The 26,289-nt window shown below is 68.1% G+C and carries 31 protein-coding genes and 1 tRNA gene; 17 read left to right on the forward strand and 15 right to left on the reverse strand.

Features of this window, described 5'->3' with window-relative positions:
- Positions 1 to 66: 66 nt before the first annotated feature.
- From ACAG25_RS16320 to ACAG25_RS16335, 4 genes are read right to left on the reverse strand one after another with little or no spacing between them, the layout of a single operon-like run.
- Positions 67 to 471 carry a hypothetical protein gene (locus ACAG25_RS16320; protein WP_370489515.1) on the reverse strand — a complete coding sequence of 135 codons (405 nt, stop codon included), beginning with the start codon at positions 469 to 471 and terminating at the stop codon, positions 67 to 69.
- On the reverse strand, positions 471 to 3,008 hold the full coding sequence (locus ACAG25_RS16325) for a hypothetical protein (RefSeq protein ID WP_370489516.1): 2,538 nt from the start codon (positions 3,006 to 3,008) through the stop codon (positions 471 to 473). The genes ACAG25_RS16320 and ACAG25_RS16325 overlap by 1 nt, the downstream gene beginning before the upstream one ends.
- 6 nt (positions 3,009 to 3,014) lie before the next feature.
- Positions 3,015 to 3,305, reverse strand: a complete 291-nt coding sequence (locus ACAG25_RS16330) for a WXG100 family type VII secretion target (protein ID WP_370489517.1) — start codon at positions 3,303 to 3,305, stop codon at positions 3,015 to 3,017.
- 6 nt (positions 3,306 to 3,311) lie between these two features.
- The gene (locus tag ACAG25_RS16335; protein WP_370489518.1) at positions 3,312 to 3,935 is read right to left on the reverse strand and encodes a WXG100 family type VII secretion target; all 624 of its coding nucleotides are present in this window, start codon (positions 3,933 to 3,935) and stop codon (positions 3,312 to 3,314) included.
- 75 nt (positions 3,936 to 4,010) lie between these two features.
- Here ACAG25_RS16335 and ACAG25_RS16340 point away from each other — a divergent pair, with 75 nt between their 5' ends.
- A complete protein-coding gene (locus tag ACAG25_RS16340; protein ID WP_370489519.1) occupies positions 4,011 to 4,514 on the forward strand; it encodes a metallophosphoesterase in 504 nt (167 codons plus the stop codon).
- Here ACAG25_RS16340 and ACAG25_RS16345 read toward each other — a convergent pair.
- Complete coding sequence (locus tag ACAG25_RS16345) at positions 4,511 to 5,062, reverse strand: cupin domain-containing protein (RefSeq protein ID WP_370489520.1); 552 nt, start codon at positions 5,060 to 5,062, stop codon at positions 4,511 to 4,513. The two genes, ACAG25_RS16340 and ACAG25_RS16345, sit on opposite strands and share 4 nt — an antisense overlap.
- A gap of 49 nt (positions 5,063 to 5,111) precedes the next feature.
- Between ACAG25_RS16345 and ACAG25_RS16350 the strand changes: the two genes are divergently transcribed.
- Positions 5,112 to 7,001 carry an alkyl/aryl-sulfatase gene (locus tag ACAG25_RS16350; RefSeq protein WP_370489521.1) on the forward strand — a complete coding sequence of 630 codons (1,890 nt, stop codon included), beginning with the start codon at positions 5,112 to 5,114 and terminating at the stop codon, positions 6,999 to 7,001.
- Between the two features lies 1 nt (position 7,002).
- Here ACAG25_RS16350 and ACAG25_RS16355 read toward each other — a convergent pair whose 3' ends face one another.
- The gene (locus ACAG25_RS16355) at positions 7,003 to 7,806 is read right to left on the reverse strand and encodes an SDR family NAD(P)-dependent oxidoreductase (RefSeq protein ID WP_370489522.1); all 804 of its coding nucleotides are present in this window, start codon (positions 7,804 to 7,806) and stop codon (positions 7,003 to 7,005) included.
- On the opposite strand from ACAG25_RS16355, the gene ACAG25_RS16360 reads away from it, so the two are divergent.
- Positions 7,783 to 8,391: a histidine phosphatase family protein gene (locus ACAG25_RS16360; protein WP_370489523.1), complete on the forward strand. Its 609-nt coding sequence runs from the start codon at positions 7,783 to 7,785 to the stop codon at positions 8,389 to 8,391. The two genes, ACAG25_RS16355 and ACAG25_RS16360, sit on opposite strands and share 24 nt — an antisense overlap.
- 10 nt (positions 8,392 to 8,401) lie before the next feature.
- Positions 8,402 to 9,421 (forward strand): phosphotransferase family protein, encoded by a 1,020-nt coding sequence (locus ACAG25_RS16365; protein WP_370489524.1) that lies wholly within the window; start codon positions 8,402 to 8,404, stop codon positions 9,419 to 9,421.
- On the opposite strand, the gene ACAG25_RS16370 is transcribed toward ACAG25_RS16365, so the two are convergent.
- Both ACAG25_RS16370 and ACAG25_RS16375 read right to left on the reverse strand, forming a co-directional pair.
- Complete coding sequence (locus ACAG25_RS16370; RefSeq protein ID WP_370489525.1) at positions 9,416 to 10,033, reverse strand: DUF998 domain-containing protein; 618 nt, start codon at positions 10,031 to 10,033, stop codon at positions 9,416 to 9,418. The genes ACAG25_RS16365 and ACAG25_RS16370 overlap by 6 nt on opposite strands.
- A gap of 37 nt (positions 10,034 to 10,070) precedes the next feature.
- Positions 10,071 to 10,424: a lipopolysaccharide assembly LapA domain-containing protein gene (locus tag ACAG25_RS16375; protein ID WP_370489526.1), complete on the reverse strand. Its 354-nt coding sequence runs from the start codon at positions 10,422 to 10,424 to the stop codon at positions 10,071 to 10,073.
- 64 nt (positions 10,425 to 10,488) lie between these two features.
- Here ACAG25_RS16375 and ACAG25_RS16380 point away from each other — a divergent pair, with 64 nt between their 5' ends.
- Genes ACAG25_RS16380 through ACAG25_RS16400 form a run of 5 tightly spaced genes read left to right on the forward strand, consistent with a single transcriptional unit; the run spans position 10,489 to position 14,602 of the window.
- A complete protein-coding gene (locus tag ACAG25_RS16380) occupies positions 10,489 to 11,436 on the forward strand; it encodes an ABC transporter substrate-binding protein (RefSeq protein ID WP_370489527.1) in 948 nt (315 codons plus the stop codon).
- Between the two features lie 2 nt (positions 11,437 to 11,438).
- Positions 11,439 to 12,551, forward strand: a complete 1,113-nt coding sequence (locus tag ACAG25_RS16385; protein WP_370489528.1) for an ABC transporter ATP-binding protein — start codon at positions 11,439 to 11,441, stop codon at positions 12,549 to 12,551.
- Between the two features lie 4 nt (positions 12,552 to 12,555).
- Positions 12,556 to 13,224, forward strand: a complete 669-nt coding sequence (locus ACAG25_RS16390; RefSeq protein WP_370489529.1) for an ABC transporter permease — start codon at positions 12,556 to 12,558, stop codon at positions 13,222 to 13,224.
- Positions 13,221 to 14,003, forward strand: a complete 783-nt coding sequence (locus ACAG25_RS16395; RefSeq protein WP_370489530.1) for an ABC transporter permease — start codon at positions 13,221 to 13,223, stop codon at positions 14,001 to 14,003. Before ACAG25_RS16390 ends, ACAG25_RS16395 begins: the two co-directional genes overlap by 4 nt.
- A complete protein-coding gene (locus ACAG25_RS16400; protein ID WP_370489531.1) occupies positions 14,000 to 14,602 on the forward strand; it encodes a putative glycolipid-binding domain-containing protein in 603 nt (200 codons plus the stop codon). Before ACAG25_RS16395 ends, ACAG25_RS16400 begins: the two co-directional genes overlap by 4 nt.
- Here the strand turns inward: ACAG25_RS16400 and ACAG25_RS16405 are convergent.
- Positions 14,565 to 15,524 (reverse strand): prephenate dehydrogenase, encoded by a 960-nt coding sequence (locus ACAG25_RS16405; protein WP_370489532.1) that lies wholly within the window; start codon positions 15,522 to 15,524, stop codon positions 14,565 to 14,567. The two genes, ACAG25_RS16400 and ACAG25_RS16405, sit on opposite strands and share 38 nt — an antisense overlap.
- Positions 15,525 to 15,618: 94 nt before the next feature.
- On the opposite strand from ACAG25_RS16405, the gene ACAG25_RS16410 reads away from it, so the two are divergent.
- From ACAG25_RS16410 to ACAG25_RS16420, 3 genes are all read left to right on the forward strand, one after another.
- Positions 15,619 to 16,140 carry a tRNA adenosine deaminase-associated protein gene (locus tag ACAG25_RS16410; protein WP_370489533.1) on the forward strand — a complete coding sequence of 174 codons (522 nt, stop codon included), beginning with the start codon at positions 15,619 to 15,621 and terminating at the stop codon, positions 16,138 to 16,140.
- Between the two features lie 11 nt (positions 16,141 to 16,151).
- Positions 16,152 to 16,607 carry a nucleoside deaminase gene (locus ACAG25_RS16415; RefSeq protein WP_370489534.1) on the forward strand — a complete coding sequence of 152 codons (456 nt, stop codon included), beginning with the start codon at positions 16,152 to 16,154 and terminating at the stop codon, positions 16,605 to 16,607.
- 340 nt (positions 16,608 to 16,947) lie between these two features.
- Positions 16,948 to 17,038 (forward strand) — tRNA-Ser (locus ACAG25_RS16420).
- Between the two features lie 53 nt (positions 17,039 to 17,091).
- On the opposite strand, the gene ACAG25_RS16425 is transcribed toward ACAG25_RS16420, so the two are convergent.
- The gene (locus ACAG25_RS16425) at positions 17,092 to 17,265 is read right to left on the reverse strand and encodes a CsbD family protein (RefSeq protein WP_370489535.1); all 174 of its coding nucleotides are present in this window, start codon (positions 17,263 to 17,265) and stop codon (positions 17,092 to 17,094) included.
- Between the two features lie 96 nt (positions 17,266 to 17,361).
- On the opposite strand from ACAG25_RS16425, the gene ACAG25_RS16430 reads away from it, so the two are divergent.
- Complete coding sequence (locus ACAG25_RS16430) at positions 17,362 to 18,651, forward strand: acetyl-CoA hydrolase/transferase family protein (RefSeq protein ID WP_370489536.1); 1,290 nt, start codon at positions 17,362 to 17,364, stop codon at positions 18,649 to 18,651.
- 12 nt (positions 18,652 to 18,663) lie between these two features.
- On the opposite strand, the gene ACAG25_RS16435 is transcribed toward ACAG25_RS16430, so the two are convergent.
- Positions 18,664 to 19,581 (reverse strand): NAD(P)H-dependent flavin oxidoreductase, encoded by a 918-nt coding sequence (locus tag ACAG25_RS16435; RefSeq protein ID WP_370489537.1) that lies wholly within the window; start codon positions 19,579 to 19,581, stop codon positions 18,664 to 18,666.
- Between the two features lie 71 nt (positions 19,582 to 19,652).
- Here ACAG25_RS16435 and ACAG25_RS16440 point away from each other — a divergent pair, with 71 nt between their 5' ends.
- Complete coding sequence (locus ACAG25_RS16440) at positions 19,653 to 20,675, forward strand: dihydrodipicolinate reductase (protein WP_370489683.1); 1,023 nt, start codon at positions 19,653 to 19,655, stop codon at positions 20,673 to 20,675.
- Here the strand turns inward: ACAG25_RS16440 and ACAG25_RS16445 are convergent.
- Entirely contained in the window at positions 20,666 to 21,049 is a 384-nt protein-coding gene (locus ACAG25_RS16445; RefSeq protein ID WP_370489538.1) for a hypothetical protein, read from the reverse strand. The genes ACAG25_RS16440 and ACAG25_RS16445 overlap by 10 nt on opposite strands.
- 45 nt (positions 21,050 to 21,094) lie before the next feature.
- On the opposite strand from ACAG25_RS16445, the gene ACAG25_RS16450 reads away from it, so the two are divergent.
- Positions 21,095 to 21,439: a DUF732 domain-containing protein gene (locus tag ACAG25_RS16450; RefSeq protein ID WP_370489539.1), complete on the forward strand. Its 345-nt coding sequence runs from the start codon at positions 21,095 to 21,097 to the stop codon at positions 21,437 to 21,439.
- A gap of 7 nt (positions 21,440 to 21,446) precedes the next feature.
- Here the strand turns inward: ACAG25_RS16450 and ACAG25_RS16455 are convergent, their stop codons facing one another.
- On the reverse strand, positions 21,447 to 21,911 hold the full coding sequence (locus tag ACAG25_RS16455) for a lipoprotein LpqH (RefSeq protein WP_370489540.1): 465 nt from the start codon (positions 21,909 to 21,911) through the stop codon (positions 21,447 to 21,449).
- Between the two features lie 114 nt (positions 21,912 to 22,025).
- Positions 22,026 to 22,469 carry a lipoprotein LpqH gene (locus ACAG25_RS16460; protein ID WP_370489541.1) on the reverse strand — a complete coding sequence of 148 codons (444 nt, stop codon included), beginning with the start codon at positions 22,467 to 22,469 and terminating at the stop codon, positions 22,026 to 22,028.
- Between the two features lie 54 nt (positions 22,470 to 22,523).
- On the opposite strand from ACAG25_RS16460, the gene tgt reads away from it, so the two are divergent.
- Both tgt and ACAG25_RS16470 read left to right on the forward strand, forming a co-directional pair.
- A complete protein-coding gene (gene tgt, locus ACAG25_RS16465) occupies positions 22,524 to 23,726 on the forward strand; it encodes a tRNA guanosine(34) transglycosylase Tgt (RefSeq protein WP_370489684.1) in 1,203 nt (400 codons plus the stop codon).
- A complete protein-coding gene (locus tag ACAG25_RS16470) occupies positions 23,723 to 24,943 on the forward strand; it encodes a cytochrome P450 (protein WP_370489542.1) in 1,221 nt (406 codons plus the stop codon). The genes tgt and ACAG25_RS16470 overlap by 4 nt, the downstream gene beginning before the upstream one ends.
- Here the strand turns inward: ACAG25_RS16470 and ACAG25_RS16475 are convergent.
- On the reverse strand, positions 24,900 to 26,285 hold the full coding sequence (locus ACAG25_RS16475; RefSeq protein ID WP_370489543.1) for a flavin monoamine oxidase family protein: 1,386 nt from the start codon (positions 26,283 to 26,285) through the stop codon (positions 24,900 to 24,902). The two genes, ACAG25_RS16470 and ACAG25_RS16475, sit on opposite strands and share 44 nt — an antisense overlap.
- Positions 26,286 to 26,289 lie beyond the last annotated feature (4 nt).

Below are 26,289 nucleotides of genomic sequence, written 5' to 3' on the forward strand. Positions count from 1 at the left end.
GTGGCGAAAACCCCGCGGTGCCAGAGGGGGAAGGGGCCATCCGCGGACTGGTCTGGGTCACTTGTCTCACGTCTCCTCAACACGGATGTCTTCGAGCTCCTCAGGGGCGAAGATGCCGGACCATCCCATGTACTGGTCGCCCTTCATTCCGAGTTCTCGCGCGACACTCGGGGGACCGATGAACTCCACCACTACTCGACCGTCAGGCAGCTGCTGTTCCAGCGACACAGTGTGCCCACGAAGCCTTGCTCGTGCGCGCACGCAGATGATGCCGTCGATTGTTGATCGCGGTACTTTCACCCACGGTCTGCGGTGTCCGAAGCCGCTCGGTGAGTCACCAGAGGCAAAGCTGTCCGGAATGTCGTCTGTGGGTTCGGCGCGTAGCGCCACCCATTCATCGGAGCTGAATGCGATCGGATAGCGCTTGCCGCGATACTCGGCGATCGCCCCAGTAATTGGCATTTCGGTCATCAGTTTCCCTGCGGAATCCATTCGCTGTTCCGCAGAACCGCGACCAGCCGTTGGGTCCCATCGTCGAGGACCTCCCACATCTCAGCGCCCTCCCGCATCGTGATTTGATCGGCGATATATTCCGGAATGACATCGTCACCCGACTTCGTGAAACCGTTACCGGTAAATGGATCCTCCCACGCGTCGAAGGCCCCATCACCTCCCATATTGGAGTTGCGTGGCACCGTATACGAGGCTCCCTCCTCATCAGCCTGAAACCGAATGAGGTGGGTGCCTGGGTCATGCCGCCCGAAGTGGGAATCTGAATAGTCGAGGCGCAGGGCGTCGTGGAGGCCTGCCGGTGTCGAAAGATGCGAAGTGTCTCCGGCCACGGTAACGGATCCACGTACCCGCTCCGGATCTATACCACTCCCCATCAGATAGTCGTCCGCACGGCTTTGAACAAAATTGCCGTCAGCATCGAAAAAGCCGGGAGGGATTACCTTCTGCATGACGGTGTCCCTAGTCGGTGCCGGCAACTCGTCGCGCACCGCGTTGATCAGTTGACGTTCCTCGGGTGTGAGGGTGTCGATAGGTTTGTTGATCAGATCGATGAATTCACTCTTGCTGACACCGTGGGCGGCGAGCGCGTGGTCGACACGTTGGTTGTCGGGGAGCTGTTCCGGCGCGAACGACGCTGTGTGCGAACTACCGTCCATCATCGAGTAGACACGCGACATGTCCTCGGGTGGCTCGTCGCTGAAGTCTGGTGTGCGAGCGCCTCCATCGGAGGACCCGGGTTCCACAGGTCCTGGGTGATGACCGCTGGGGCCTCCGCTGCTGGGGTGGTCGCCCCCTCCAGGCGGGATGGATCCGGGCCGGTCGGCAGGGGGAGAGGCTTGACCGTTCGACGAGTTCGCAGTGGGGGCTGGGGCTTCGGGCGTCCGTGACGGTTCTGGCCGCGGCGCCGATGTGTCAGATCCGCGACCGGGTGGCTCGACCGGTGCGCGTTGCCCGGACCCGGCTTCAGGGCTCGGCCGTGACGGCCCCGCGCCCGGCGAGGACGGAGCGGGTTCTCCAACGCGTCCCGGGCCGGCGCCGGTGGGTGCATCCGGCCGGGGCGACGGTGGGACCGCGCCCGGCCGGACGGGTGGGATCTCCGGAAGTCGGGGTGGCGCACCGACATTGGGGGTACCGCGCGTCCAGGCGCCCACCTCCGACAGCTGCGGCAACCGTCCCTCGTCCAGCACGCGGCGGGACAGAGTCAGACCCTTGGCGATACTGCCCGTCTTCGACAAGGCGCCACCCGGGACGAACAGCGATCCGATGTTGAAGGCGGCTTCGCCCGCAGCCCGGCCGGGGTGATCGCTCGACCACTTGTCCCACGCCACGAATTCCTTGCCCATGTTGGCCAGCACGCCCGGCAACGTCGAGGGATCCCGCGCCACCGACACCGCGAGCTCGGCCATGCCCTTCCACGTGTCGAAATCGGCCAGCGCCACCAGGCCCGACACCGTGTTGATCAGCCCGGTGGTCAAGCCGACGGAGAAGTCGGTACGCACTTGCACTGCGTCGGCGAGGAAGCCGCCCACACCCTCACCGAAATGTTCGACCAGGATGGGACGAATCCACTTCTGGAAGGCGGTGGCCGCATCGCCGATCACGATGACGAGCTCTTCGAGGAGCCCGACGATGCCTTTGACCTGCTGCTGGAAATTCTCGAGCACGGTGCCGACGTCGCGGGCCACCTCGCGCAGGATGTCGTCGCCCTCGCCGGTGAGCAATCCCGTCACGGTGTCCCACAGACCGCCGAACGACAGTCGGTCCAGGAGCCGTCGGATGGCCTCCTGGGTCTCCTGCACATCGGTGGCGAAATCCGAAACCGATTGGGCTACCGAGGAAGCCACCTCCGCCAGTGCCGAGATGGCCTGCCCGAGGCTGTCGAGAGCGGACAGGATGGTGGCACGCTCGGGAATCGACTGAGCTCCGACGGCGGTCTTGACCCCGGTCAACTGCGGTTCGATCGCGGCGAAGCCGGTGGAGAAGTTGCGCCACTGGGTGGCGGTCAGCCGCATCAGCGCGGCGTTGCCCGACGGCCAGGTCATCGCCGCGCCGGCCAAGAGTCCCACTCCGGGCAGCATCCGCAACAGTGGCTGAACCAGGTGCCACTTCGCCGGTGGTGGAACCGTCGACCCGTTGGGGCCTATCGGCACGTGGGCCGGCGCCGCCTTGTCGGGTTCACCGCTGACCCCGCCGGAGGGGCCCGGCCCGCCGATCGTGGATGCGGCATCGGCGTTCTTGTAGTTGTATCCCGTTGCCTCCAAAAGAAGTCCGACGGCACTGAACGCGTTCGCCGCGTCGGCGATGGCGTTGGTGAACTCCTGGGCTTGACGGCCGTATTTCATGCCGAAGTTCAGGCCGGCCGGGTCCACGCCGGAGGCGATGCCCCCGCCGAGTGCCGCACCCAGCGCGTCGGAGAGCATCCGCAGCTGCGAACCCATCGATCCCATGTGTTGACCGGCCGCGACCAACGCGTCCGGTTCAACCTCGATGCGCATGTGTGATCAGGCCTGCCACATCTGGCCGTTCTTGTCGACCGCGTCCGAATAGTTCCGTTCAGCGGCCTGGGCAATCTGCTGCAACGCCGTCAGTGCAGCCTGCATCTGCTCGGCGCCCTCCTGCCATTGCTGCTGCGCCTGCGCTTGGGCGTCGGATCCTGCGCCGCCCCACGAGGAGCGCAGAACGGCCATGGCCTGCTCGACGTCTTCGAGGCATGCGGACACCTCCTGCCCGAACTCCTCCATATGCCTGATCGCCCCGCGCAGCTGCGCGAAGTCCACCACCAGCATGGCCATCGCGTCCTACTCCGCCCGCGGTGATTCGTCGGCGGGCGGCCTCTGGGCGTCGCCGGGCGCGGACTCGGCGGCTGATTGCGTGGCCTGCGCGACCACCTCACCCGCCGCCTGAACCGCCTGCTGCGCTGCGCCGGACGCGATCTGGGCGGCCTGTGCCGCACCGTCGGCCACTTGGCCCGGTAGCTGGTCCACCGGTGAGCTGCTCGGCTGCGACGGTTCGAGGCCCATCTGGTCGGCCAGAGTGGACTCGTGCGTAACGGGTGCCTGGCCACCGGCGCCCGGGGGAGGGGGGCTACCGCCGGAGCCAACACCCGAACCCTCCACCTGCATCGTGGAGTCCAGCATCTGGCCGGACTGCTCGTCGGTCTTCGCGTACTCCTTGCCCGCGATGGTCAGCAGCTCGGACATGGTCTGCAGGCCGCGAATCACCTGGCCTGCCCCGCCGTGCCATTGATCCCACGCCGTGCCGTATGCGGTGGCGGCGTCGCCCTTCCACCCCGAACCCAGTAGCTGACGCGTCTCCAGGTCCACCGCAGACAGCCCGTCCTGCAGCCGTTGCCCAGCCTCCCGCAAGCGCTCGGAGGCGGTGAACATCTCCGACACCACGACTTCAACCGAGCGTCCCGTCACGCCACCACCCTATTTCCGGTGAGCGGGGGTCCCGTGCACCAATTGGGCCGGACGCTCACCCCTACTCTGGAGAGCGTGCGCCTTCTGCTGATCGCCGACACGCACCTGCCCAAGCGTGCGAAGGACCTGCCCGCGCAGGTCTGGGCCGAGGTCGACCGAGCGGATGTGGTCATCCATGCCGGTGACTGGGTCGAGCCCGACCTGCTCGACGCACTGGAGTCCCGAGCCAAGCGCCTGATCGCCTGCTGGGGGAACAACGACGGTCCCGAGCTGCGCCGCCGGCTGCCCGAACGTGCCGACGTCGAGCTGGACGGGTTGCGGTTCACCGTCGTACACGAGACCGGGGCAGCCGCCGGCCGCGACGCCCGGATGGCGCGCGAGTACCCCGACACCGATGTGCTGGTGTTCGGCCACAGCCACATCCCCTGGGACACCACGGCGGAGACCGGACTGCGTCTGCTCAATCCGGGATCCCCGACCGATCGGCGCCGTCAGCCGTACTGCACGTACATGACCGCGACGCTGCGCGCCGGCACCCTGCGCGACGTCGAGCTGCACCGGTTGAAGCGGCGCTCCTAAGGCCGACTGACCTTCTCGTGGTGCGCGCCGCACACGAACAGCGCCAGTCGCGCCGGCGTGTCACCGCCGTTGTGCCAGCGATGCCGGGTGCCGTTCTGCACCACGGTGTCGCCCGGGTGCAAAGTCACCGTGGCGCCGTCGTCGAGTTCGAGGACCACGGTGCCCTCGATCACGACCTCGAAATCAACGGTGTCGGTGGTGTGCATGCCCGGATCTTCCGGTTCCATGTAACCGAGCAGTCCGGGCAGCTGTGTCTCGGTCTCGGAGACCACATCCTCGGCCTCGAGCTGCGACAGATCCGGCGTCGCAGAACCCCGTGGCGGAATGGTGAACATCGAGAAGCGGAAACCCCCCACGGGCGGGAAATAGGTGTGCCACTGCGGCATCGACCCGTCGTCGGGGAAGCGCGGGGCTTCGTCCCCGCCCCACAGCATCGTGAACTCGTAACCGCCCAGGAGGGCGGGCTTGCGCGGGCTGACCTTCTCGTCGCTGGCGAACACTGACTTCCCGGACTCATCGTGTCCGGTGACGACTCGGCGAACATCCATGGACCAAGTCAAGCACCGCGAGGGCGGCTCGCGTGGCACTCTCAGCGATATGGATAGCAAGCCCGCCGCCCCGACCATCGAAGCCGCACACCGGCAGCATCTGGCGACGCTGCCGTTCGACGACACCCGCGATTTCACCGACGCCGAGCGAGGCTTCGTCGCCGCCTTGGACCCGTGCGTGATCAGGGCTGCCGACGGACGCGTGGTGTGGGACAACGACGTCTACGCCTTCCTGGACGGGGACGCGCCGCCGACCGTGCACCCGAGCCTGTGGCGGCAATCGAAGCTGGTTGCGAAACAGGGACTCTACGAGGTGGTCAGGGCGAACGATGCGGGCATCTATCAGGTGCGCGGTTTCGATCTGTCGAACATCACCTTCGTCGAAGGGGACACCGGCATCATCGTGATCGACCCGTTGGTCTCCACGGAGGTGGCCGCGGCCGCGTTGGCGCTGTATCGCCGACATCGCGGGAATCGTGCGGTCACCGCAGTGATCTATACCCACAGCCACGTCGACCACTTCGGCGGCGTGCTGGGAGTGACGACGCAAGCCGACGTCGACGCCGGCAAGGTCGCAGTGCTCGCGCCCGAGGGCTTCACCGAACACGCCGTGCAGGAGAACATCTACGCCGGTACCGCCATGACGCGCCGCGCCGGCTACATGTACGGCACGGTGCTCGAGCGTGGCCCGCAGGGCCAGGTCGGTTGCGGTCTCGGCCAGACCCCGTCGACGGGGGAAGTGGCGATCATCGTGCCCACGATCGACATCCGCACCACCGGGGAGACCCACACCATCGACGGGGTCGAGATCGAGTTCCAGATGGCCCCGGGAACCGAGGCCCCGGCCGAAATGCACTTCTATTTCCGGCGTTTCCGCGCGTTGTGCATGGCCGAGAACGCCACGCACAATCTTCACAACCTGCTGACGCTGCGGGGCGCGCTGGTACGCGACCCGCACGGCTGGGCCGGCTACCTCACCGAGGCGATCGAGACGTTTGCCGACCGCGCCGACGTGGTGTTCGCCTCGCACCACTGGCCCACCTGGGGACGCGAACGCATCGTGGAATTCCTGTCGTTGCAACGGGATCTGTATGCCTACCTGCACGACCAGACCTTGCGTCAACTCAACCAGGGCTACACCGGAATCGAGATCGCCGAGAACTTCGCGATGCCGCCGGCCCTGGAACGAGCGTGGCATACACGCGGGTACTACGGCTCAGTCAGCCACAACGTCAAAGCCGTCTATCAGCGCTACATGGGCTGGTTCGACGGGAATCCCGCCCGGTTGTGGCCGCACCCGCCCGAGGCGATCGGACCACGCTACGTCGAGGCGATGGGCGGTATCGACCGTGTCGTCGAGCTGGCGCAGCAGGCCTTCGATGACGGTGACTTCCGCTGGGCTGCAACGTTGTTGGACCACGCGATGTTCACCGACGAGAACCACACGGCTGCCCGCGCACTGTACGCCGACACCCTCGAACAACTCGCCTACGGCGCGGAGACCGCGACGTGGCGCAACTTCTTCCTGGCCGGAGCCACCGAGTTGCGCGACGGCAACTTCGGCACCCCGGCGCAGACGAACTCGACCTCGATGGTCGGTCAGCTGACACCCGAGCAGATGTTCGACGTGCTGGCCATCAGCGTGAACGGCCCGCGCGCCTGGGATCTCGACCTGGCGGTCGACGTCACGTTCGCGGACTCCGGTCGGAACTTCCGCTTGACGCTGCGCAACGGCGTGCTGGTCTACCGTGAGGCCGCGGCGGAGGCCTCGACCGCGCAGACCACGCTCCGTCTGCAAAACAAGCTGCGTCTTCTCGCGCTGGCACTCGGCGACACCATGTCGGACGGACTCGACATCGACGGTGACGCAGGCGTTCTCACGGCGCTGCTGTCGGTGCTGGACCGCCCCAACCCCGACTTCAACATCGTCACCCCCTGAGCTACACGCTGCCTCCGTCGGCACGCACGATCGATCCCGACGTGAAACTCGACGCATCGGACATCAAAAACAATGCAGCCCCGATGATCTCGTGGGGTTCGCCGGCGCGCTTCAACGCGCTGCCGCCGAACGCCTCCGCGGTGTCGAAGTTCCACGCCTTGCTGATGTCGGTCAGGAACGGCCCCGGCATCAGTGTGTTGACCCGCACCGTCGGTCCGTAAGCCTGCGCCAAAGCCTCGGTCATCACGTTCAGCCCGGCTTTGGCCGCCGCGTACGGGATGAACGACGGATCCGGACGCAGCGATCCGTGGGTGCTGACGTTGATGATCGAGCCACCACCGTCGGCGACCATGCGCTCACCGACCAGCACCGACAACCGGAACGGGCCCTTGAGGTTCAGGTTCACCACCGAGTCGAACAACTTCTCGGTCACCGAACTCAACGAGTCGTACACCGGCGACATGCCGGCGTTGTTCACCAACACATCCACCCGGCCGAACCGCTCGTAAGCCGCGTCGACCAGCCCGTCGAGCTCGTCCCAGCGCCCCACGTGCACCTGGTGCGCCAGCGCCGCACGGCCGGTCTCGGCGGCGATCTCCTCGGCCGTGGCCACACACGCGTCGTACTTACGGCTAGCGACCACGACGTCGGCTCCGCAGCGTGCGGCCGCGAAGGCCATCTCGCGGCCCAGGCCGCGGCTGCCCCCGGTGACCAGCACCACGCGGTCGGTCAGGTCGAACAGGGAATCGGCAAATCCACCCACGCGCCCTATGGTGGCACGGTGCAACTGCTTCTGGTCCGACATGCGCTGCCGCTGCGCAGCGAGCCCGGTCAGGGCTCCGATCCCCGCCTGTCCCCCGAGGGCATCGAGCAAGCCCAGCGGCTGCCCGACGCGCTGTCCCGGTTCCCCATCACCCGCCTCGTCAGCAGCCCGCAGGTGCGCGCGATCGAGACGGCGCAGCCGCTGGCCGAGAAGCTGGGGCTGCAGGTCGAGGTCGACGACAGGCTCGCCGAGTACGACCGCGACCTTTCGCACTACATCCCGATCGAGCAGATCGCCGCCGAGCGGCCCGACGAGATGGCGCGGCTGATCAGCGGGCGTCTGCCCAGCGGCGTCGACGAAGCAGAATTCCTGGGCCGGGTCCGCGCCGCCGTCGACGACGTCGTCGCCGCTGCCGACCACGACGACACCGTCGCGCTGTTCAGCCACGGCGGCGTCATCAACGTGCTGCTGCACCAGATCCTCGGCACCGAGCGGCTGTTGTCGTTCAACGTGGACTATGCGTCGGTGACGCGGGTGTTGTCGTCGCGCAGCGGACGGCTGGCCGTGGCCGGGGTCAACGGCATCGAACACGTATGGGACTTACTGCCCCGAACCAGGCGGTGGTAGACACTTCCTCGTGAGCGACCTCGACGGACTCGACCTGACCGCCCTGGACCGACACCTGCGTGAGGTCGGCGTGCCCCGCACCGGCGACCTGCGCGCCGAGCTGATCTCCGGCGGACGGTCCAACCTCACCTTCCTGGTCGGCGACGACGCGTCGCAATGGGTGCTGCGGCGTCCGCCGCTGCACGGTCTCACCCCCTCGGCGCACGACATGGCCCGCGAGTACCGCGTCGTCGCCGCACTTGCCGACACCGCGGTGCCGGTCGCCCGCGCGGTGACGATGCGCAACGACGATTCCGTGCTCGGCGCACCGTTCCAGATGGTCGAGTACGTCGCGGGCCGGGTCGTGCGCCACACCGACCAGCTCGAGGCGCTCGGCGACGAGAAGACCATCCACCGCTGCGTCGACGCGCTGATCCAGGTGCTCGCCGACCTGCATGCCATCGACCCCGACGCCGTCGGCCTCGGCGACTTCGGCAAACCCACCGGCTACCTGGAGCGCCAGGTACGGCGCTGGGGCTCGCAGTGGGAACTGGTCCAGCGCCCCGACGACACCCGCGACGCCGATGTCAGGAAACTGCACGCACTGCTCGGCGAGAAGCTGCCCCCGCAGAGTCGCGCCTCGATCGTGCACGGGGACTACCGCATCGACAACACGATCCTCGACAACGACGACCCCACCAAGGTGATCGCGGTGCTGGACTGGGAGATGTCCACGCTGGGTGATCCCCTCAGCGACGCCGCGTTGATGTGCGTGTACCGGCACCCGATGTTCAACCTGGTCCACAACGACGCCGCGTGGGCGTCGCCGCTGATCCCGGACGCCGACGGGCTGGCCCAGAAGTACTCGCAGGCCGCCGGGCAACCCCTGGACCACTGGGACTTCTACATGGCGCTGGCGTACTTCAAGCTCGCGATCATCGCGGCGGGCATCGCCTACCGCGCGCGGGAGGGTGGCGTCACCGACGACACCGACAAGGTCGACGACGCCGTCGGTCCGCTGGTCGCAGCGGGGCTGCAACAGCTGTCATGACACGTCGCGGTGCAACCGCCACGCGACAGCCGTGAGGTAGAGCCACAACACCCCGCCGCCGATCCACACGGGCGCGTAGTTGAAGGTGCCGACCGTCGACGGCGCACTGGCACTCATGTAAACCGCCACCGCCAACACCGCTGCGGCCGCACCCCACGACCACCGCGCCCAGCCCGACCGGCGGACGGAACGGAAGTAGCGGGCGAAGGCCAGACAGGCGCACGTCACCGCAAAGAAGCCGGTCGAGCTTGCCACCGCGTGCACCTGAGCCGACGTGCTGGCCGAATGGAACCCCGGGGAGTCCGCCCGGGCGCCGGGTGGGAATCCGAACATCGGATCCGTGGGGAACAGACCCACGACCACCCCCGCCAGCAGTCCGTACAGACCCAGGCAGACGGCACCGATCCGGCCGCTTCTGTGGGAACCGATCACCCGCCACACCCCGGCGGCGAACGCCGTCACTAGCAGCCCGCTGACAATGAAGTTCGCGGTCTGGATCCAGCCCTGGTCACCGAGGGCCAGCTGGGAGTTGGCGTGCCGGGTCAGGTCGAATCCGGGTCGGGTCAGCGCCGCGCCCAAGGAAACGGACGTCAGCAGGGCACCCGCCAGCATTCCTGCTGCCAACAGGATTCTCGTGACGCGCAACGCGCTACGAGTGCGCCCGCAGGTTCTTCTTCGCGGCGCGCCGCAGTTGGAACATCCGCACGGCGCCGACGGCCACGGTGATCAGACCGCCGGCGACGGCGGCGAACAGGATCGCAACACCCAGCGGCAGGCTCCAGTGCCAGCCCAAAAACGCGAACTCCGTCGACTCGGTGTTCTGCGCGATGAAGATCAGCAGAACGATCAGGATGAGGAAGCCGAGCGTCAGCGCCGTCCAGAGCGCGGCGGCGCGTGTGCGATGTACCGCCGACTGCGGTGGCGGAGCGCTACCTGCAGGGGGAGTGGCCGGGACGTCGAACGACGACGGTTCCGGCACCGACGCGGACGGATCGCTGGTCATTGCTCCATCATTGCCCGATCCGGCTTCGAATGAAACCATTTCGGGTCTGGCGTAAGGTCGGCCGATGGGTCGCACCCGACGAACCAATTCTGTCGTCGTAGCTGTTCTCGCCGTGATCTCGGTGATGCTCGCCGCCTGCGGAAGTTCCAATCCGCTCGGCGGCGGCGAGATCTCCGGTGACCTGAAGTCCATCAAGGTCGGCTCAGCGGACTTCACCGAGTCGAAGATCCTCGCCGAGATCTACGCCCAGGCGCTCGAAGCCAACGGCTTCACCATCTCCCGTCAGTTCGGCATCGGCAGCCGCGAGACTTACATTCCTGCGGTGCAGGACCACTCCATCGATCTGATCCCGGAGTACACCGGAAACCTGCTGCAGTACTTCGACGCCGACAGTGCCGCCACGACTCCCGACGAGGTGCTGCTCGGTCTGGTCAAGGCGTTGCCGGGTTCGCTGTCCATCACCTACCCGTCACCGGCCGAGGACAAGGACACCCTGGCCGTCTCACAGGAGACCGCGCAGCGCTGGAACCTGAGGACCATCGGTGACCTCGCTGCGCGCTCACCGGAGGTGAAAATCGGTGCGCCCTCGGAGTTCCAGACCCGACAGACCGGTCTGGTCGGTCTGAAACAGAAGTACGGACTGGACATCGCGCCCGCCAACTTCATCGCGATCAGCGACGGCGGCGGGCCGGCGACGGTCAAGGCCCTCACCGACGGAACCGTCACCGCCGCCAATATTTTCAGTACGTCACCGGCGATCGAGCAGAGCAACCTGGTGGTGCTCGAAGATCCCGAGAACGCGTTCCTCGCCGCGAACGTCGTCCCACTGGTCGCGTCGCAGAAGATGTCCGACCAGCTCAAGATCGTGCTCGACGCGGTCAACGCGAAATTGACCACCGAAGCGCTGATCGAGATGAACACCTCCGTCGAGGGCAACCGCGGCATCGATCCCGACGAGGCCGCCCGAAAGTGGATCGTCGACAACGGATTCGACCAGCCGGTAGGGGAGTGAACATGATCACCTTCGACCACGTGACCAAGCGCTACCCCGACGGGACGGTGGCCGTCGACGACCTGTCTCTGGAAGTCCCCGAAGGCGCTCTCACGGTGTTCGTCGGGCCGTCGGGGTGCGGCAAGACCACATCGATGCGGATGATCAACCGGATGATCGACCCGACGTCGGGCACGCTGACCGTCGACGGCCGCGACGTCACCAAGGTCGACCCGGTGAAGCTGCGGCTCGGGATCGGCTACGTCATCCAGAGCGCCGGGCTGATGCCGCATATGCGCGTCGTCGACAACGTCGCCACCGTCCCGGTCCTGCGGGGCGAATCACGGCGCAGTGCGCGCAGATCGGCGCTCGCGGTGATGGAACGCGTCGGTCTGGACCCCACGCTGGCCGACCGGTACCCGGCCCAGCTGTCCGGCGGGCAGCAGCAGCGCGTCGGGGTCGCCCGCGCGCTGGCGGCCGACCCGCCGATCCTGCTGATGGACGAGCCCTTCAGCGCGGTCGACCCGGTGGTGCGCGAGGAACTGCAGACCGAGATCCTGCGCCTGCACTCCGAACTGCGCAAGACGATCGTGTTCGTCACCCACGACATCGACGAGGCGATCAAGCTGGGCGAGCGGGTCGCGGTGTTCGGCCGCGGAGGGGTGCTGCTCCAGTACGACGCCCCGGCGCGGCTGCTGTCCAACCCCGCCGACGACGCGGTCGCCGGGTTCGTCGGCGCCGACCGCGGCTACCGAGGCTTGCAGTTCTTCGGTGCGACCGGTCTCCCGCTCCACGACATCCACCACGTCCGAGAGAGCGAAATCGACTCGCTGGCAATGGGTCCCGAAGACTGGGTGCTGGTCACCCGCCCCGACGGCACCCCGTACGCCTGGATCAACGCCGACGGCGTCACGCTGTACCGCGGCGGGAGTTCCCTCTACGACAGCACCATCGCGGGCGGTTCCTTGTTCCGGCCCGACGGGACACTGCGGCAGGCGATGGACGCCGCGTTGTCCTCACCGTCCGGCCTGGGCGTCGCCGTCGACACCGACGGCCAGATCCTCGGCGGGGTCCGCGCCGAGGACGTGCTCGACGCGCTGGACCGGCAGCGCGCAACCCAACGAGCCGGGAGCTGAACCGGTGCGCTACCTGGTCACCCACCTCGACGACGCGTGGGCGTTGACGGTGATCCACCTGCGGCTGTCACTGATCCCGATCGTCCTTGGTCTGCTCATCGCGGTCCCCCTCGGCGCGCTGGTGCAGCGCACCACCGTGCTGCGGCGCATGACGACGATCACCGCCAGCATCGTCTTCACGATTCCGTCGCTGGCGTTGTTCGTGGTGCTGCCGCTGATCATCCCGACCCGAATCCTCGACGAGGCCAACGTGATCGTCGCGCTGACCCTCTACACGGTCGCGCTGCTGGTGCGCGCGGTACCCGAAGCGCTCGACGCGGTGTCCCCGGCGGTGATCGACGCGGCCACCGCCGTCGGCTACCGGCCACTGACGCGAATGCTGAAAGTCGAGCTCCCGCTGGCAATTCCGGTGCTGATCGCGAGCCTGCGGGTGGTCGCCGTCACCAACATCTCGATGGTTGCCGTCGGGTCGGTCATCGGCATCGGCGGGCTGGGCACGTGGTTCACCGAGGGCTACCAGGCCAACAAGAGCGACCAGATCGTCGCCGGCATCATCGCGATCTTCGTGCTGGCCATCATGATCGATACGTTGATCATGCTCATCGGCAAGCTGCTCACGCCGTGGACCAGGGCGGGCAGCAGTCCCAAGACCGCGGCAGGAGCACCGGCGTGAACTTCCTGCAGGACGCCCTGTCGTTCATCTTCACCGCGGCCAACTGGGGCGGGCCGGCCGGACTGGGTGCCCGCGTGGTCGAACACCTCGAGTACACCGGCATCGCCGTGTTCTTCTCGGCCCTGATCGCCGTGCCCCTGGGCATGGTCATCGGGCACACCGGACGGGGCACGCTGCTCGTCGTCACCGGAGTCAACGCGTTGCGCGCGCTGCCCACGCTGGGGGTGCTGTTGCTCGGGGTGCTGCTCTGGGGACTCGGACTGCTGGGGCCCACGGTGGCGCTGATGTTGCTCGGCATCCCGCCGCTGTTGGCCGGCACGTACTCGGGCATCGCGAACGTGGACCGCACCGTCGTCGACGCGGCCCGATCGATGGGGATGACCGAGCGCCGCATCCTGCTGCGGGTCGAGACGCCGATCGCCATGCCGCTGATCCTCGGCGGGCTGCGCACCGCAACGCTGCAGGTCGTCGCCACCGCGACGGTGGCGGCCTACGCCAGCCTGGGCGGCCTGGGCCGCTACCTGATCGACGGCATCAAGATCCGCGAGTTCCACGTGGCACTGGTGGGTGCCTTGATGGTGACCGCGCTGGCGCTGCTTCTCGATGCGGCTCTCGCGTTTGCGGTCTGGCTGTCGGTCCCGGGTACCGGCCGCTTCGGTCGGCTGCGTCGCATGCCGCAGCCGTTTCTCGGAGACGAGGTGCGACTGGACGCCTCGGAACCACCGTCGGGTGGATCCCGCCGCGCAGGCCCGAGGGCGTCGCCTACGGTAGAGGCATGAGTGAAGCCGATCGCTCTGGCGAACGCGAGGTGCAACGATCCGTTTTGACCTGGCGTGCCCACGACGAGCCCCGGATGGAGTCGACCCGGGTGCAACTGTCAGGCAGGCGCATCAAGGCCTACGGCCGCGTCGTCAACGCCGCCACCTCGACCCACCCCGCGTTCAGCGCGTCCTACGACCTGGTCACCGACGAGAACGGCGCCACGAAACGACTGTCGCTGACCGTGACGCTGGCCGAGCGGGAACGCCAACTCTCCATCGCCCGCGACGAGGAGAACATGTGGCTGGTGCAGGAGCACGCCGGCCAGACGCGCAGGTCGGACTTCGACGGCGCACTCGACGTCGATGTGCTGCTGAGTCCGTTCTTCAACTCGCTGCCGATCCGTCGCCTGGGCCTGCACGCCGGCGGGGCGTCGGCGGTCACGCTTCCCGTCGTCTACGTGCGTGTGCTGCCGGAACTGACGGTCGAGGTCGCCAACATGAGTTATTCGCCGGGGGCCGACGGGATCGATCTGCGCTCACCGGCGGCCGAGACCACCATCACAGTGGATTCCGAGGGCTTCATCCTCGACTATCCCGGGTTGGCAGAGCGAATCTGATCACCCCGCCCGCGCGGCCCGCGGCGGCCAGTTCGTCGCGCCACCCCTCTTCGCCGATCACCACGGTGACGATGTCGGGCCGGTCGAACCGCTCGTAGCGAATGCGCGCCGCGTGCCCCATCTCCACCAACTCGGCGACCGACCGGTGGTTGGCCAGGTGATCGCGGGCGTCGGTGAGCAACCGCAGCGTCTCGTCCAGCACGGGTAACAGCTGTGCGGCGTTGGCTTCGCACATGGCGCGCACCAGGTCCGGGGCGGTGGCCGCGACCCGGGTGCCGTCGCGGAACGAGCCGGCCGCCAACGCGAAGGCCAGCGGCACCTCTCCGGCAGTGACGGCCAGCGCCTCGGCGAGCAGATGGGGCAGGTGCGAGATGGTGGCCGCGGCGGTGTCGTGTTCGTCGGAGCGGGCCGGGACGACGACGGCTCCGCAGTCCAGAGCGAGCGTCATCACCTCCGCCCAGACTCCGGCGTCGACGTGGTCGTCGACGGCGACCACCCACGCCGCGTGGTGGAACAGACCGGCGTCACCGGCGGCCCAGCCCGAGTGCGCGGTCCCGGCCATCGGGTGCCCGCCGACGAACCGGTCCAGCAGCCCCACCTCGGCGACCTCGTCGAGCACCGCGCCCTTGACGCTGGTCACGTCGGTCAGCGGACAGTGCGGCGCGACGGCACTGATGTGACGCAGCATCGACGGCAGCGCCGGGACCGGCACCGCGAGCACGATCAGCGCATTCGTCTCGGCTGCCCGGCGGAGGGCCTCGTCGAGGTCGGCGGTCGCGTCGAACCCGTCGGCGCGGGCACCTTCGACACCTTCGATCGATCGGTTGTACCCGAACACCTCACGCCCGGCCCGCTGGGCCGCGCGCATCAGGGAGCCGCCGATCAGGCCCAGCCCCACCACGCATACCGGTGTCTTCGCCACGGTTTCCAGGTTGGCACACCGAGGACCGTCGGTGGAGGTCAGGAGGGGCGGACGCGCTGGTCAACGCCGTGACTCAGGACTACGGTTAGCTGCCATGGGAGCGCAGCGTGCACAGGCGCAGGAGCAGGCGGTGGACGTGCCTGACGGCTTCGGTGTGGCGGTCGTCCGCGAGGACGGCAAGTGGCGATGCAGCCCGATGCGGTCGGCGGCACTGACCAGCCTGAAGGCAGCCGAAACCGAACTTTGCGAATTGCGCAGCGCCGGAGCCGTTTTCGGGATCCTCGACATCGACGACGAGTTCTTCGTCATCGTGCGGCCGGCGCCGCGCGGTACGCGGCTGCTGCTGTCGGATGCGACGGCCGCACTGGACTACGACATCGCCGCCGAGGTGCTCGAACGGCTCGACGCCGACATCGACGACGACGAACTCGACGACTCCGACCCGTTCGAAGAGGGTGACCTCGGGGTGCTCTCCGACATCGGCCTGCCCGAGCCGGTGCTGTCGGTGATCCTGTCCGAGACCGATCTGTACGCCGACGAGCAGGTCGGACGGATCGCCCGCGAGATGGGCTTCGCCGACGAGCTGTCGGCGGTCCTGGACCGTCTGGACCGGTGAACCAGGAGTCGGTGAGTTCTGCCGACGAGGACCTGATCCGCGCGGCCCTGCAGGCGGCTTCGGCCGCTGGTGAGCGCGACGTGCCGATCGGGGCCGTCGTCGTCGCCGCGGACGGCACCGAGTTGGCGCGGGCAGCCAACGCACGCGAGGCGCTCGGCGACCCGACCGCACATGCGGAGATCCTGGCCTTGCGCGCGGCGGCCGCGGTGCTCGGAGACGGCTGGCGACTCGAGGACGCCACGCTGGCGGTGACCGTCGAGCCGTGCACCATGTGCGCCGGCGCGCTGGTCATGGCCCGGATCGGACGCTTGGTGTTCGGCGCCTGGGAGCCCAAGACCGGCGCGGTCGGTTCACTGTGGGATGTGGTGCGCGACCGGCGGTTGACGCATCGCCCGCAGGTGCGCGGCGGCGTGCTGGCCGACGAGTGCGCGCGCCCGCTGGAGGAGTTCTTCGCCCGGCAGCGTTGAGGTTGCTCGCCACCCTCGCCGAGTGTGCGCGCAGGGCGGGATTCGGGCCGATTTTCCGCCAACGATGCACGCTCGGCGAGCGCGCGGTTTGCGTCAGGTCGCCTGTGCTCGCAGAGTGTGCGCCTGTGGCGGTGACCCTCGCCGAGTGTGCGCTCAGGGCGGGATTCGGGCCGATTTTCCGCCGAGGATGCACGCTCGGCGAGAGCGGTTTGGGAACGCGGCGGTGCCCTTCGCCGAGTGTGCGCTCAGGGCGGGATTGCGGCCGATTTTCCGCCGAGGATGCACGCTCGGCGAGAGCGCGGTTTGGGAACGCGGCGGGTGGGTCGGTAAGCTGCCACACGGTGGCGTGTCCGAGCGGCCTAAGGAGCACGCCTCGAAAGCGTGTGACGGGTAACCCCCGTCCGAGGGTTCAAATCCCTCCGCCACCGCCATATGCAATCAGCCTGTCACCTTCGCGGATGACAGGCTGATCTGCTGTTGCGGCCTACTTCTTGAACGCGTCTTTGACCTTCTCGCCGGCGTCCTTGAGGCTGGACTTGGCCTGGTCGAACTTGCCTTCGTTCTCGGTGTCCTTGTCGCCGGTGAGCTTGCCGACACCTTCCTTGGCCTTGCCGCCGAGGTCGTCGATCTTGTTGCTGGCTTTGTCGTCTGCACCCATGGACGTTTCCTTCCGTCGTGCGTATGGCCCAGTTCGAGCCTCGGGAGGCTGGATACCTTCGCACTCGATTCTCGAAACGCATGGCAGGGTTACCGCATGCCGACCGAGCTCACCGCCGCCGACGCCGCCGCGCTGCTCGGCAGCTCCGACACTCTCGGGCTCCCGCTGGGCCCTGGTCAGCCACCCGCGTTGCTGCGCGCGCTCGGCGACCGCACCGATTGGACCGACCTGCGGGTCTACGGCGCACTGCTCGCGGTTGGGACGGAGCTGTTCACCCGTCCCGGGGTGCGCTACCTCTCCGGGTTCTACGGTCCGTTGGAACGGATGCTGCGCGACGCCGGGGCCGACATCGACTTCGTGCCCGCCGACTTCCGCCGTTTGGGCCCGTTGATGCAGCAGCAGTCACCGCGCGTCATGGTGACGGTGGCGACACCGCCGGACGCCGACGGCTGGTGCTCGCTGTCGCTGCACGCCGGCGGCACGGAAACCGAGCTGCACCGCGCCGGCGCCGACCCGGACAGGTTGCTCGTCGTCGAGGTGTCCGAGGCGTTCCCCCGCACGTTCGGGTGGGGCGAGCACCGGCACGCGCTGCACCTCGACGAGATCGACGTCCTGGTCCGCTCCGAGGACGCACCGCTGGCGCTGCCGTCCCCGCCGCCCACCGATGTCGACATCCAAATCGCCCGCCACGCCGTCGGTTTCATCCCGAGCGGCGCAACCCTGCAGACCGGAATCGGGTCCATCCCGAGTCAGATCGTGACGCTGTTGGCCGACGGGGACGGCGGTGACTACGGCCTGCACAGTGAGATGTTCACCGACGGATGCATGCAGCTGCACCGCGCCGGAAAGGTCACCAACACCGGCAAAGGACAGTACGACGCGGTGAGCATCACCACGTTCGCGTTCGGCTCGACGGAGCTCTACGCGTGGCTGGACGGCAACCATGACGTCGCGTTCCTGCCCGTCGAAATCGTGAACTCCCCGGAAGCCATCGCCGCGAACCACACCATGGTGTCGATCAACGGGGCGCTCGCGGTGGACATCTACGGGCAGGTGGTTGCCGACACCATCGACGGCAGCCAGTACAGCGGCATCGGTGGCGCCGAGGACTTCGTCGCCGGCGCCGGCCTGGAGCTCAGCGACCGATCGCTGATCTGCCTGCCTGCCACCTACGGGCAAGGGGACCAACTGAAGTCGCGGATCGTGCCGCATTTCGTGGCAGGCACGATCATCACCACACCGCGCCACCAGGTCGACGTCGTCGTCACCGAATACGGCGCCGCCGAACTGGAGGGCAAGACGACGCGGCAGCGGGGGCACGCGCTGGCCGAGATCGCGCACCCGAAGTTCCGCGACGAACTGCGCGCCGCGGCCGAGGCGACCTGACCCAGCGAACGCTCAGCTGATCCGCCGACGCGCGGCATCCAACGCGACCTCGGCATCCGTCCACGTCCGCCGGACGATCTCGGCGACGGGCTCCAGACCGGTGATGCGCGCCGACACCTGACCGGTGTTGGCGACGCTGGCGTCGAGGTCGCCTTCGAAGTACAGGTCGGTGATGCGGCCCAGCAGTTCGGCGCGCTCACCCCGATCGCTGAGCGTTGCGGCCAGCCCGGTGCGCAGTACCCGCATCGTCGGATTGCCTGGCACGCTGAGCATCACCGTGCCCGCATCGTCGGCGGCGACGATCGCGTCCTTGAAGTTCGTGTGCACCGCGGCCTCGACGCTGGCCAGCATGCGGGTGCCCATCTGCACGCCCTCGGCGCCCAGTACCACCGCCGCCGCGCATGAGCGAGCGTCGCACATCCCGCCGGCGCAGATGATCGGCAGGTCCACCCGCTCGGCCACCAGCGGCAGCAGCACCATCGTCGACGCGCCGAGTGCGGACTTGAAGCCGCCGCCCTCCACGCCCTCGACCACCAGCGCGTCCACTCCGGCGTCCGCGGCCTTCATGGCCGCCTTCAACGACCCCACCACGTGGACCACCGTCATCCCGGCATCGTGCAGCCGTGACGTGAACAGCGCGGGGTCGCCCGCCGAGGTGAAGACGTGGCGCACCCCGGCGGAGACCAACACGTCCACGATCGACGGATCACGTTTCCAGCCCTGGATCATCAGGTTCGCCGCGACCGGGCGATCGGTGAGGGTGCGGACCCGCACGAGGTCCTCGCGTCCCTGCGGGGTCAGCGTCTCGATCATCCCGAGCCCGCCGCCCTCGGACACCGCCGCAGCAAGTTCGGCTCGGGCGATGTAGGTCATCGGCGCCTGCACCACCGGGTAGCGGACGCCGAGCAATTCCTGAATGCGGTTGGTCACGCGGCCCATCCTGCTACGGTCCGGGCGTGTATCGGGTGATTCAGTGGGGCACGGGCGCGGTCGGCACCGAGATGATCACCACGATCTTGGACCGTCGGACCGATCTGCAGCTGGTCGGCGCCAAGGTCTACTCCGCAGACAAGGACGGCGCCGACGTCGGCGTCCTGGTCGGGCGCGAGCCGATCGGGGTCGCTGCGACCACCGATGCCGATGCATTGCTCGCCCTCGACGCCGATTGCGTGCTCTACACGCCTCGCATCGCACGCCTCGACGAGGTGTGCGCGATCCTCGCGAGCGGGAAAAACGTTGCCACTACCGCATTCCTGTTCCATCCGCGCAGGCTGGCCACCGCGGATGCGCAACGGTTGCAGCAGGCGTGCGAGGCCGGCAACAGCTCGGTGCACGGCAGCGGGCTCAACCCCGGAAACCTCTCTGCCGTACTGCCTCTCGCGCTGTCGGGGATGAGCCGCACCATCGAGAAAATCACCTTGCAGGAGCGTGCGGACTGGTCGGTGTACGAAAGCACCGCAATCACCTTCGACAACATGGGGTTCGGACGCCCGGTGGACCAGATCACACCCACCGCAACCGAATTCCTGGCCTTCAACAGCGGGCTGTTCACCGAACAGGTGTGGTTCATCGGCGACGAACTGGGCGCCGACCTGGACGAAGTGACGGCAACGGTGGAAGCCATACCCGCGCAACGGGATCACCAGATCTTCGACAACTTGCTGCCGGCCGGTATGACCGCGGGGCAACGCTGGCGCTGGATCGGGCTGCGCCAGAGCCGACCGCTGGTCGAGATCGAGACCCTGTGGACCGTCGGCGGCGAGTATCCCGCGCACTGGCCGACACCGCAGCACGGCTGGACGTTGACCATCGAGGGCGACCCGTCGATGCGCACCCACTTCATCTCGCTGGCGAGCTTCACCCGTGCCGCCGACATGGCCGAGCACGTCCGCTCCGCCAACGTCGCGACTGCGATGCAGGTGCTCAACGCGGTGCCGGCGGTGTGCGAGGCCGCACCGGGTTTCGCGACGGCGGCGTCGCTGCCGTTGATCCGGAACGCCGCGGCGTTCGCGGGTCAGCGGTAGAACGTACCGGTGTGATCGGCCGTCCACACCCCGTCGATGCACGCGAGCACGTAACCGTCGGGCGTCTGGGCCGCGGTCGACGGCTGGTCGCACGCGGAGCGCAGGGTGCGCACCCCGACCAACGGCGACCACGCGATCCACTTGCTGCGCGAACTGCACTGCAGGGTGTTGCCCGAGGCGTCGACGCCGAAGTTGAAGCGCGTCGACTGGTTGCAGCGCTCACCGGCCTGCACACCGCGTTTGACGTAGGGCACGCAGTCCAGACCGTCACACACGGTCGGCGTCGCCGACGCCGACGGCAAACCCGAACCGAACACGACCGACGGCGCGGTCAGCAGCGCACCGGCCAGCGCGGCCGCGGCGATCAACTTCATGATCCCCAGCCTAGGGTGATCCCGCGCAGCGTAAGGTCACATCCCATGAAGTCGCTGGTGGCGGTTCTATCTGCGGGGATGCTGTCTGCGGGCGCGCTGGCGTCGGCGCCCACGGCCGGCGCCGACGAGGTCGCGTACCTGGTCAACGTGCACGTGCGTCCGGGCTACAACTTCCCCAACGCCGACGCCGCACTCGGCTACGGGCGCACCGTCTGCGACCGGGTGGCCGCGCAGATGCCCTACGGCCAACTGGTCGACCAGGTGAAGGCCGACTTCCACAGCACCGACTACTACCAGGGCGCGTACCTGATCAATCAGGCCGTCAACGAGCTGTGCCCGGCGCAGATCTGGCAGCTGCGGCAGTCGGCCGCGGGCTACGTCCCCGCCTGATCCCGCGCTACGGGCAGGTCACCTCGATCTCGAACGGCTTGTTCACCGGCTGCATCGGGTTGGCCATGTCCATCCCGGTGGCGGTGCCGGAGATCTTGTAGGTGTTGCCGTCCTTCTCCACGGAGGCCTCGCCCTGGCCGGCGTCCCTGGCGTAGCCGAGGTTCATGCCGTCGACGTTGCCCAGCGCGACGGACACGACGGTGGGCGGATCACCCTCGGTGAGCACGGCGCCCATTCCGCCGCTGGGGTCGCCGATGGCGAGATTGATGTTGCCGCCCATCGTGGCGCAGGTGACGGTGCCGGTCACTTCGCGGTCCTGGCCGTCGATGGTGACGGTGCTCTTGCCTTCGGCGGAGGCGGCTGACGAGGTCTCGCCGGTGGTTTCTGATTTGTCGCCGTCGGAGGAACAGCCCGACAGTCCGGCGACAAGGATCGCTGCGCCGCCGACGGCGACGAGGACGGAACGCTTCACCTGGGTCTCCTTTGGTTGCGTGGCCCGTCGGGGGCGACGGGCCATCCACTGCAACATGCTGCGCCGATTTCGCGTGAACGGGGCATTTCTCAGGGAATCGTGATCAAGAGTTTGTCAACAGGCGATCTTGATCTGGAAGGACGCCGACGACCGGAAGCTCGGGTTGTCGGTCTGGAATCCGTCGGCGGTCCCGGTGATCTCGTAGGTGCGGTCGGTCAGTGTCGCCGACGCTTCGCCGCCCAGCCCGTCGTTGTAGCTGCCGGTGAATCCACCCAGGTCAGAGATGCTGACCTCCCGGACGATCAGTTCCTCGCGACTGTCGATGAGCACCGAGGTCCCCGACTCGTCGCTGCCCGTGCTGATCGACATCAACGACCCGGCGGGCTCGCACCGCACCGACTCGGTCGTCCCCGCGTCCTGGCCGTCGACCGTCACCTGCGCGGTGCCCGCCACCAGCGCGCCCGGCGGCGGGTTGTATTCCGGCGGCGGCGACGAACATCCGGCGAGGGCCAGCACGGCTGCGCCGGTCGATACGGCGGAAACCAGTCGAGATTTCACAGTGCAAGAATCTACGACGTGGCCGCCCCCGATATCCGTCATCCGTTTTTTCGGGTGGAGGCCGAACTTCCGGGACGCCAGGGCCGCACCGGGGTCATCCACACCCCGCACGGCGACATCCGCACCCCGGCGTTCATCGCCGTCGGCACCCAGGCCACCGTCAAAGCGGTACTGCCCGAGACGATGCAGCAACTCGGCGCGCAGGCGGTCCTGGCCAACGCCTACCACCTGTACCTGCAGCCGGGGCCCGACATCGTCGACGAAGCCGGGGGACTCGGCGCATTCATGAACTGGCCGGGCCCGACGTTCACCGACAGCGGCGGCTTCCAGGTGATGTCGCTGGGCGTCGGATTCAAGAAGGTGCTGGCGATGGACACCGACCGCCTGCAGGCCGACGACATCATCGCCGCGGGCAAGGAGCGGTTGGCCCATGTCGACGAGGACGGGGTGACGTTCCGTTCGCACCTCAACGGCTCGAAACACCGGTTCACCCCCGAGGTCTCCATCGGCATCCAGCACCAGCTGGGTGCCGACATCATCTTCGCGTTCGACGAACTGACGACGCTGGTCAACACCCGCGGCTATCAGGAGCGTTCGGTCGAGCGCACCCACCGGTGGGCGGTGCGCTGCCTGGCCGAGCACCGCCGGCTCTCCGAGGTGCGGTCGCACAAGCCGCCGCAGGCACTGTTCGGCGTGGTGCAGGGCGCACAGTACGAAGACCTGCGCCGCCAGGCCGCGCGCGACCTCGCGGCACTGGACTTCGACGGGTTCGGTATCGGCGGCGCGCTGGAGAAGCAGAACCTGGCGACGATCGTCGGCTGGGTGACCAGCGAGCTGCCCGACGACAAACCGCGTCACCTCCTGGGCATCAGCGAACCCGACGACCTGTTCGCCGCCGTCGCGGCCGGTGCAGACACTTTCGACTGTGTGTCACCGTCGCGGGTGGCGCGCAACGCCGCGGTGTACTCCGTCCACGGCCGCTACAACATCACCGGCTCGCGCTACCGCCGCGACTTCACCCCGATCGACGCCGAGTGCGACTGCTACACCTGCGCCCACTACACCCGGGCATACCTGCACCATCTGTTCAAGGCCAAGGAGATCCTGGCCTCGACGCTGTGCACGATCCACAACGAGCGGTTCATCATCCGGCTGGTCGACCAGATCCGCGAATCCATCCCGGAAGGGCGCTTCGACGATCTGCGCGAGCACGTCCTGGGGCGCTACTACGCGTCGCGGGCACAATCGGGGGTATGACGACCGCCGCGGATCCACAGTCGCTTCTGGTGACCCTGCTCGACCCGGCGCACCGGGCCGACCCCTACCCGATCTACCGACAGATCCGCGAGCACGGCCCCCTGCAGCTGCCCGAGCTCAACCTCACCGTGTTCACCTCCTACGCCGACTGCGATCAGGTGCTGCGCCACCCGGCGTCGGCCAGCGACCGCATGAAGTCGACGGTCACCCAGCGGATGGTCGCCGAAGGCGGTGAAGCCCGCCCCATCGGCACCCCAGGATTTCTGTTCCTGGACCCGCCCGACCACACCCGCCTGCGGGGACTGGTGAGCAAGGCCTTCGTCCCGAAGGTCGTCAGGAACCTCGAACCCGACATCGTGACGCTGGTCGACGACCTGCTCGACAGGGCCGAGGCGACGTTCGACGTCATCTCCGGGCTGGCCTATCCGCTCCCGGTGGCGGTCATCTGCCGCCTGCTCGGGGTACCGCTGGAGGACGAGCCCCAATTCAGCGACGCGTCAGGGCTTCTCGCGCAGTCGCTGGACCCGTTCATCACGGTGACGGGCGCAGCGGGCGATGGGTACGAGGATCGGGTCGCGGCCGGCCTGTGGTTGCGGGAGTATCTGCGCGCGCTGATCGCCGAACGTCGCCGCGATCCGGGCCAGGATCTGATGTCGGCGCTGGTCGGAGTCGAAGAGGCCGGTGACCAACTCAGCGAGGACGAGATCGTGGCGACCTGCACCCTGCTGCTGGTCGCGGGCCACGAGACGACGGTCAACCTGATCGCCAACGCAGCCTTGGCGCTGTTGCGCGAACCGACGCAGTGGCAGGCGCTGGGTGCCGATCCCGGCCGCGCGGCCGCGGTGATCGAGGAGACGCTGCGCCACGACCCGCCGGTGCAGCTGGTGGGGCGGGTCGCCGCCGAGGACATGACGATCGGCGGCGTCGAGGTGCCGAAGGGGGACAACATGCTGTTGTTGCTCGCCGCCGCGCACCGCGACCCGGCCGCCGCCGAGGACCCGGACCGGTTCGACCCCGACCGTGCGACCGTCCGTCATCTCGGCTTCGGCAAGGGCCCGCACTTCTGCCTCGGCGCGCCGCTGGCCCGGCTGGAAGCCACGGTGGCGCTGACCGCGTTGACGCGACGCTTCCCGAACGCAGCGCTGGCCGCGGAGCCCGGCTACAAGCCGAATGTCACGCTGCGGGGGATGTCGGAGTTGTCGATAAATCTTCGATGACGGCCAGGGCCGCGCGTTCGCCGGCTTCCACTGCGCCTTCCATGTAGGCGCTCCAGCGCGTGGCGGTGTCGGTGGACGCCCAGTGGATCGGCCCGATCGGCGCGGCCAGCGTGTGGCCGAAGGTGGTCCACACCAGCGGACCGAGGTTGGCGTTGTAGCAGCCGCGGGTCCACTGCCGCTGCGACCATTCGCCGTCGACGTAGCCCTGCGGCCGCGCGGCGCGATCACCGAAGTGCCGCACCAACTCGGCCGTCAGCGCCGCGCGCCGGTCGTCCGGCGGCAGCCGCCCGTAGGTGCGGGCCTGCTCGCCTTCGAGGAACAGCAGCAGCACGCCGTGGTCGTCGCCCGGCACGCAGCTGTCGTTGGACATGCGCGCAGGACCGACGCCGGAGATCAGCTGACCGTTGAGACCGTCTGCGCGCCAGAAGGGTTCGTCGTAGACGAAGAACGCTTTCATCGCCGACGCGTTCGGCGTGCGTTGGGTCAGCTGGTCGCGGTCACCGGGTAGCGGCGGGTCGTACATGATGCGTCCCGCCAGGGTCGGGGAGATCGCCACGATCACCCGCCGGGCCCGCGCCTCGCGCCCGCCGCGGCAGGTCACCGTCGCGCTGTCGCGGGTGTAGCTGATGGTCTGCACCGGCGCGTCGAGCACGAGATGCTCGGACATCTGCGCGGCCAGCCGGTTGGTGATCTCGCCGGTCCCGCCGACGAACCGGGTGGTCTGCGCTCCGCCTTCGGATTCGGCGAACAACTCGGCGGACACACCGCAGGTCTGCAGCGTGAACAGCAGATGCAGGAACGACACCTCGACGGTCGGGACCGCCAGGATGCCGACGGTGCAGATCTCCAGCAGCTCCCGCGCCACCGGCGCCAGTCCCTGGGCGTCGTACCAGGCGCCGGCGGTGATCGCGTCCCATTCGGCGGCGCGCGGCGCCGTCCACGGCGCCTCGGGCGCCACGGTGGCCGCCAGCTCGTCGAGGCGGTGCAGCACCGTCTGCAGTCCGGCGAGTTCGTCAGCGAACCGCTCGTGAAAGTCCTTCTGCCGCAACACACTCGACCCGCAGAGCTCATAGGACGTCTCTCCGTCGTCGAACTGCGGATAGGTGGCGACGCCGAGTTCGGCGGCCAGCGCGAACATCCGGTGGTGGGTGTCACCGATCCACTGCGCGCCGAGTTCGACGGGTAGTCCCGGCAGCACCTCCTCGGTGAGGATGCGTCCGCCGACCCGGTTGTCGGCTTCGAGTATCAGCGGCGTCAGGCCGGCCCGAGCCACGGTGCGGGCTGCGATCAGTCCGGAAAGCCCTGCGCCGACGACGACGACATCGGCCTCCTGGCGTGGCATGGCT

The sequence above is a fragment of the Mycobacterium sp. pV006 genome, assembly GCF_041287115.1.
Lineage (GTDB): Bacteria > Actinomycetota > Actinomycetes > Mycobacteriales > Mycobacteriaceae > Mycobacterium.

Bases quoted from the DNA above. Each gene is read 5' to 3' on its own strand.
- ACAG25_RS16450 (WP_370489539.1), top strand. From the start codon at position 21,095: ATGAAGTCGCTGGTGGCGGTTCTATCTGCGGGGATGCTGTCTGCGGGC.
- ACAG25_RS16355 (WP_370489522.1), bottom strand. From the start codon at position 7,806: ATGTCGGACCAGAAGCAGTTGCACCGTGCCACCATAGGGCGCGTGGGT.
- ACAG25_RS16400 (WP_370489531.1), top strand. From the start codon at position 14,000: ATGAGTGAAGCCGATCGCTCTGGCGAACGCGAGGTGCAACGATCCGTT.
- ACAG25_RS16470 (WP_370489542.1), top strand. From the start codon at position 23,723: ATGACGACCGCCGCGGATCCACAGTCGCTTCTGGTGACCCTGCTCGAC.
- ACAG25_RS16325 (WP_370489516.1), bottom strand. From the start codon at position 3,008: ATGCGCATCGAGGTTGAACCGGACGCGTTGGTCGCGGCCGGTCAACAC.
- ACAG25_RS16330 (WP_370489517.1), bottom strand. From the start codon at position 3,305: ATGGCCATGCTGGTGGTGGACTTCGCGCAGCTGCGCGGGGCGATCAGG.
- ACAG25_RS16440 (WP_370489683.1), top strand. From the start codon at position 19,653: ATGATCACCACGATCTTGGACCGTCGGACCGATCTGCAGCTGGTCGGC.
- ACAG25_RS16475 (WP_370489543.1), bottom strand. From the start codon at position 26,285: ATGCCACGCCAGGAGGCCGATGTCGTCGTCGTCGGCGCAGGGCTTTCC.
- ACAG25_RS16380 (WP_370489527.1), top strand. From the start codon at position 10,489: ATGGGTCGCACCCGACGAACCAATTCTGTCGTCGTAGCTGTTCTCGCC.
- ACAG25_RS16320 (WP_370489515.1), bottom strand. From the start codon at position 471: ATGACCGAAATGCCAATTACTGGGGCGATCGCCGAGTATCGCGGCAAG.
- ACAG25_RS16345 (WP_370489520.1), bottom strand. From the start codon at position 5,062: ATGGATGTTCGCCGAGTCGTCACCGGACACGATGAGTCCGGGAAGTCA.
- ACAG25_RS16375 (WP_370489526.1), bottom strand. From the start codon at position 10,424: ATGACCAGCGATCCGTCCGCGTCGGTGCCGGAACCGTCGTCGTTCGAC.
- ACAG25_RS16350 (WP_370489521.1), top strand. From the start codon at position 5,112: ATGGATAGCAAGCCCGCCGCCCCGACCATCGAAGCCGCACACCGGCAG.
- ACAG25_RS16430 (WP_370489536.1), top strand. From the start codon at position 17,362: ATGCCGACCGAGCTCACCGCCGCCGACGCCGCCGCGCTGCTCGGCAGC.
- ACAG25_RS16445 (WP_370489538.1), bottom strand. From the start codon at position 21,049: ATGAAGTTGATCGCCGCGGCCGCGCTGGCCGGTGCGCTGCTGACCGCG.
- ACAG25_RS16425 (WP_370489535.1), bottom strand. From the start codon at position 17,265: ATGGGTGCAGACGACAAAGCCAGCAACAAGATCGACGACCTCGGCGGC.
- ACAG25_RS16385 (WP_370489528.1), top strand. From the start codon at position 11,439: ATGATCACCTTCGACCACGTGACCAAGCGCTACCCCGACGGGACGGTG.
- ACAG25_RS16370 (WP_370489525.1), bottom strand. From the start codon at position 10,033: ATGCTGGCGGGTGCCCTGCTGACGTCCGTTTCCTTGGGCGCGGCGCTG.
- ACAG25_RS16410 (WP_370489533.1), top strand. From the start codon at position 15,619: ATGGGAGCGCAGCGTGCACAGGCGCAGGAGCAGGCGGTGGACGTGCCT.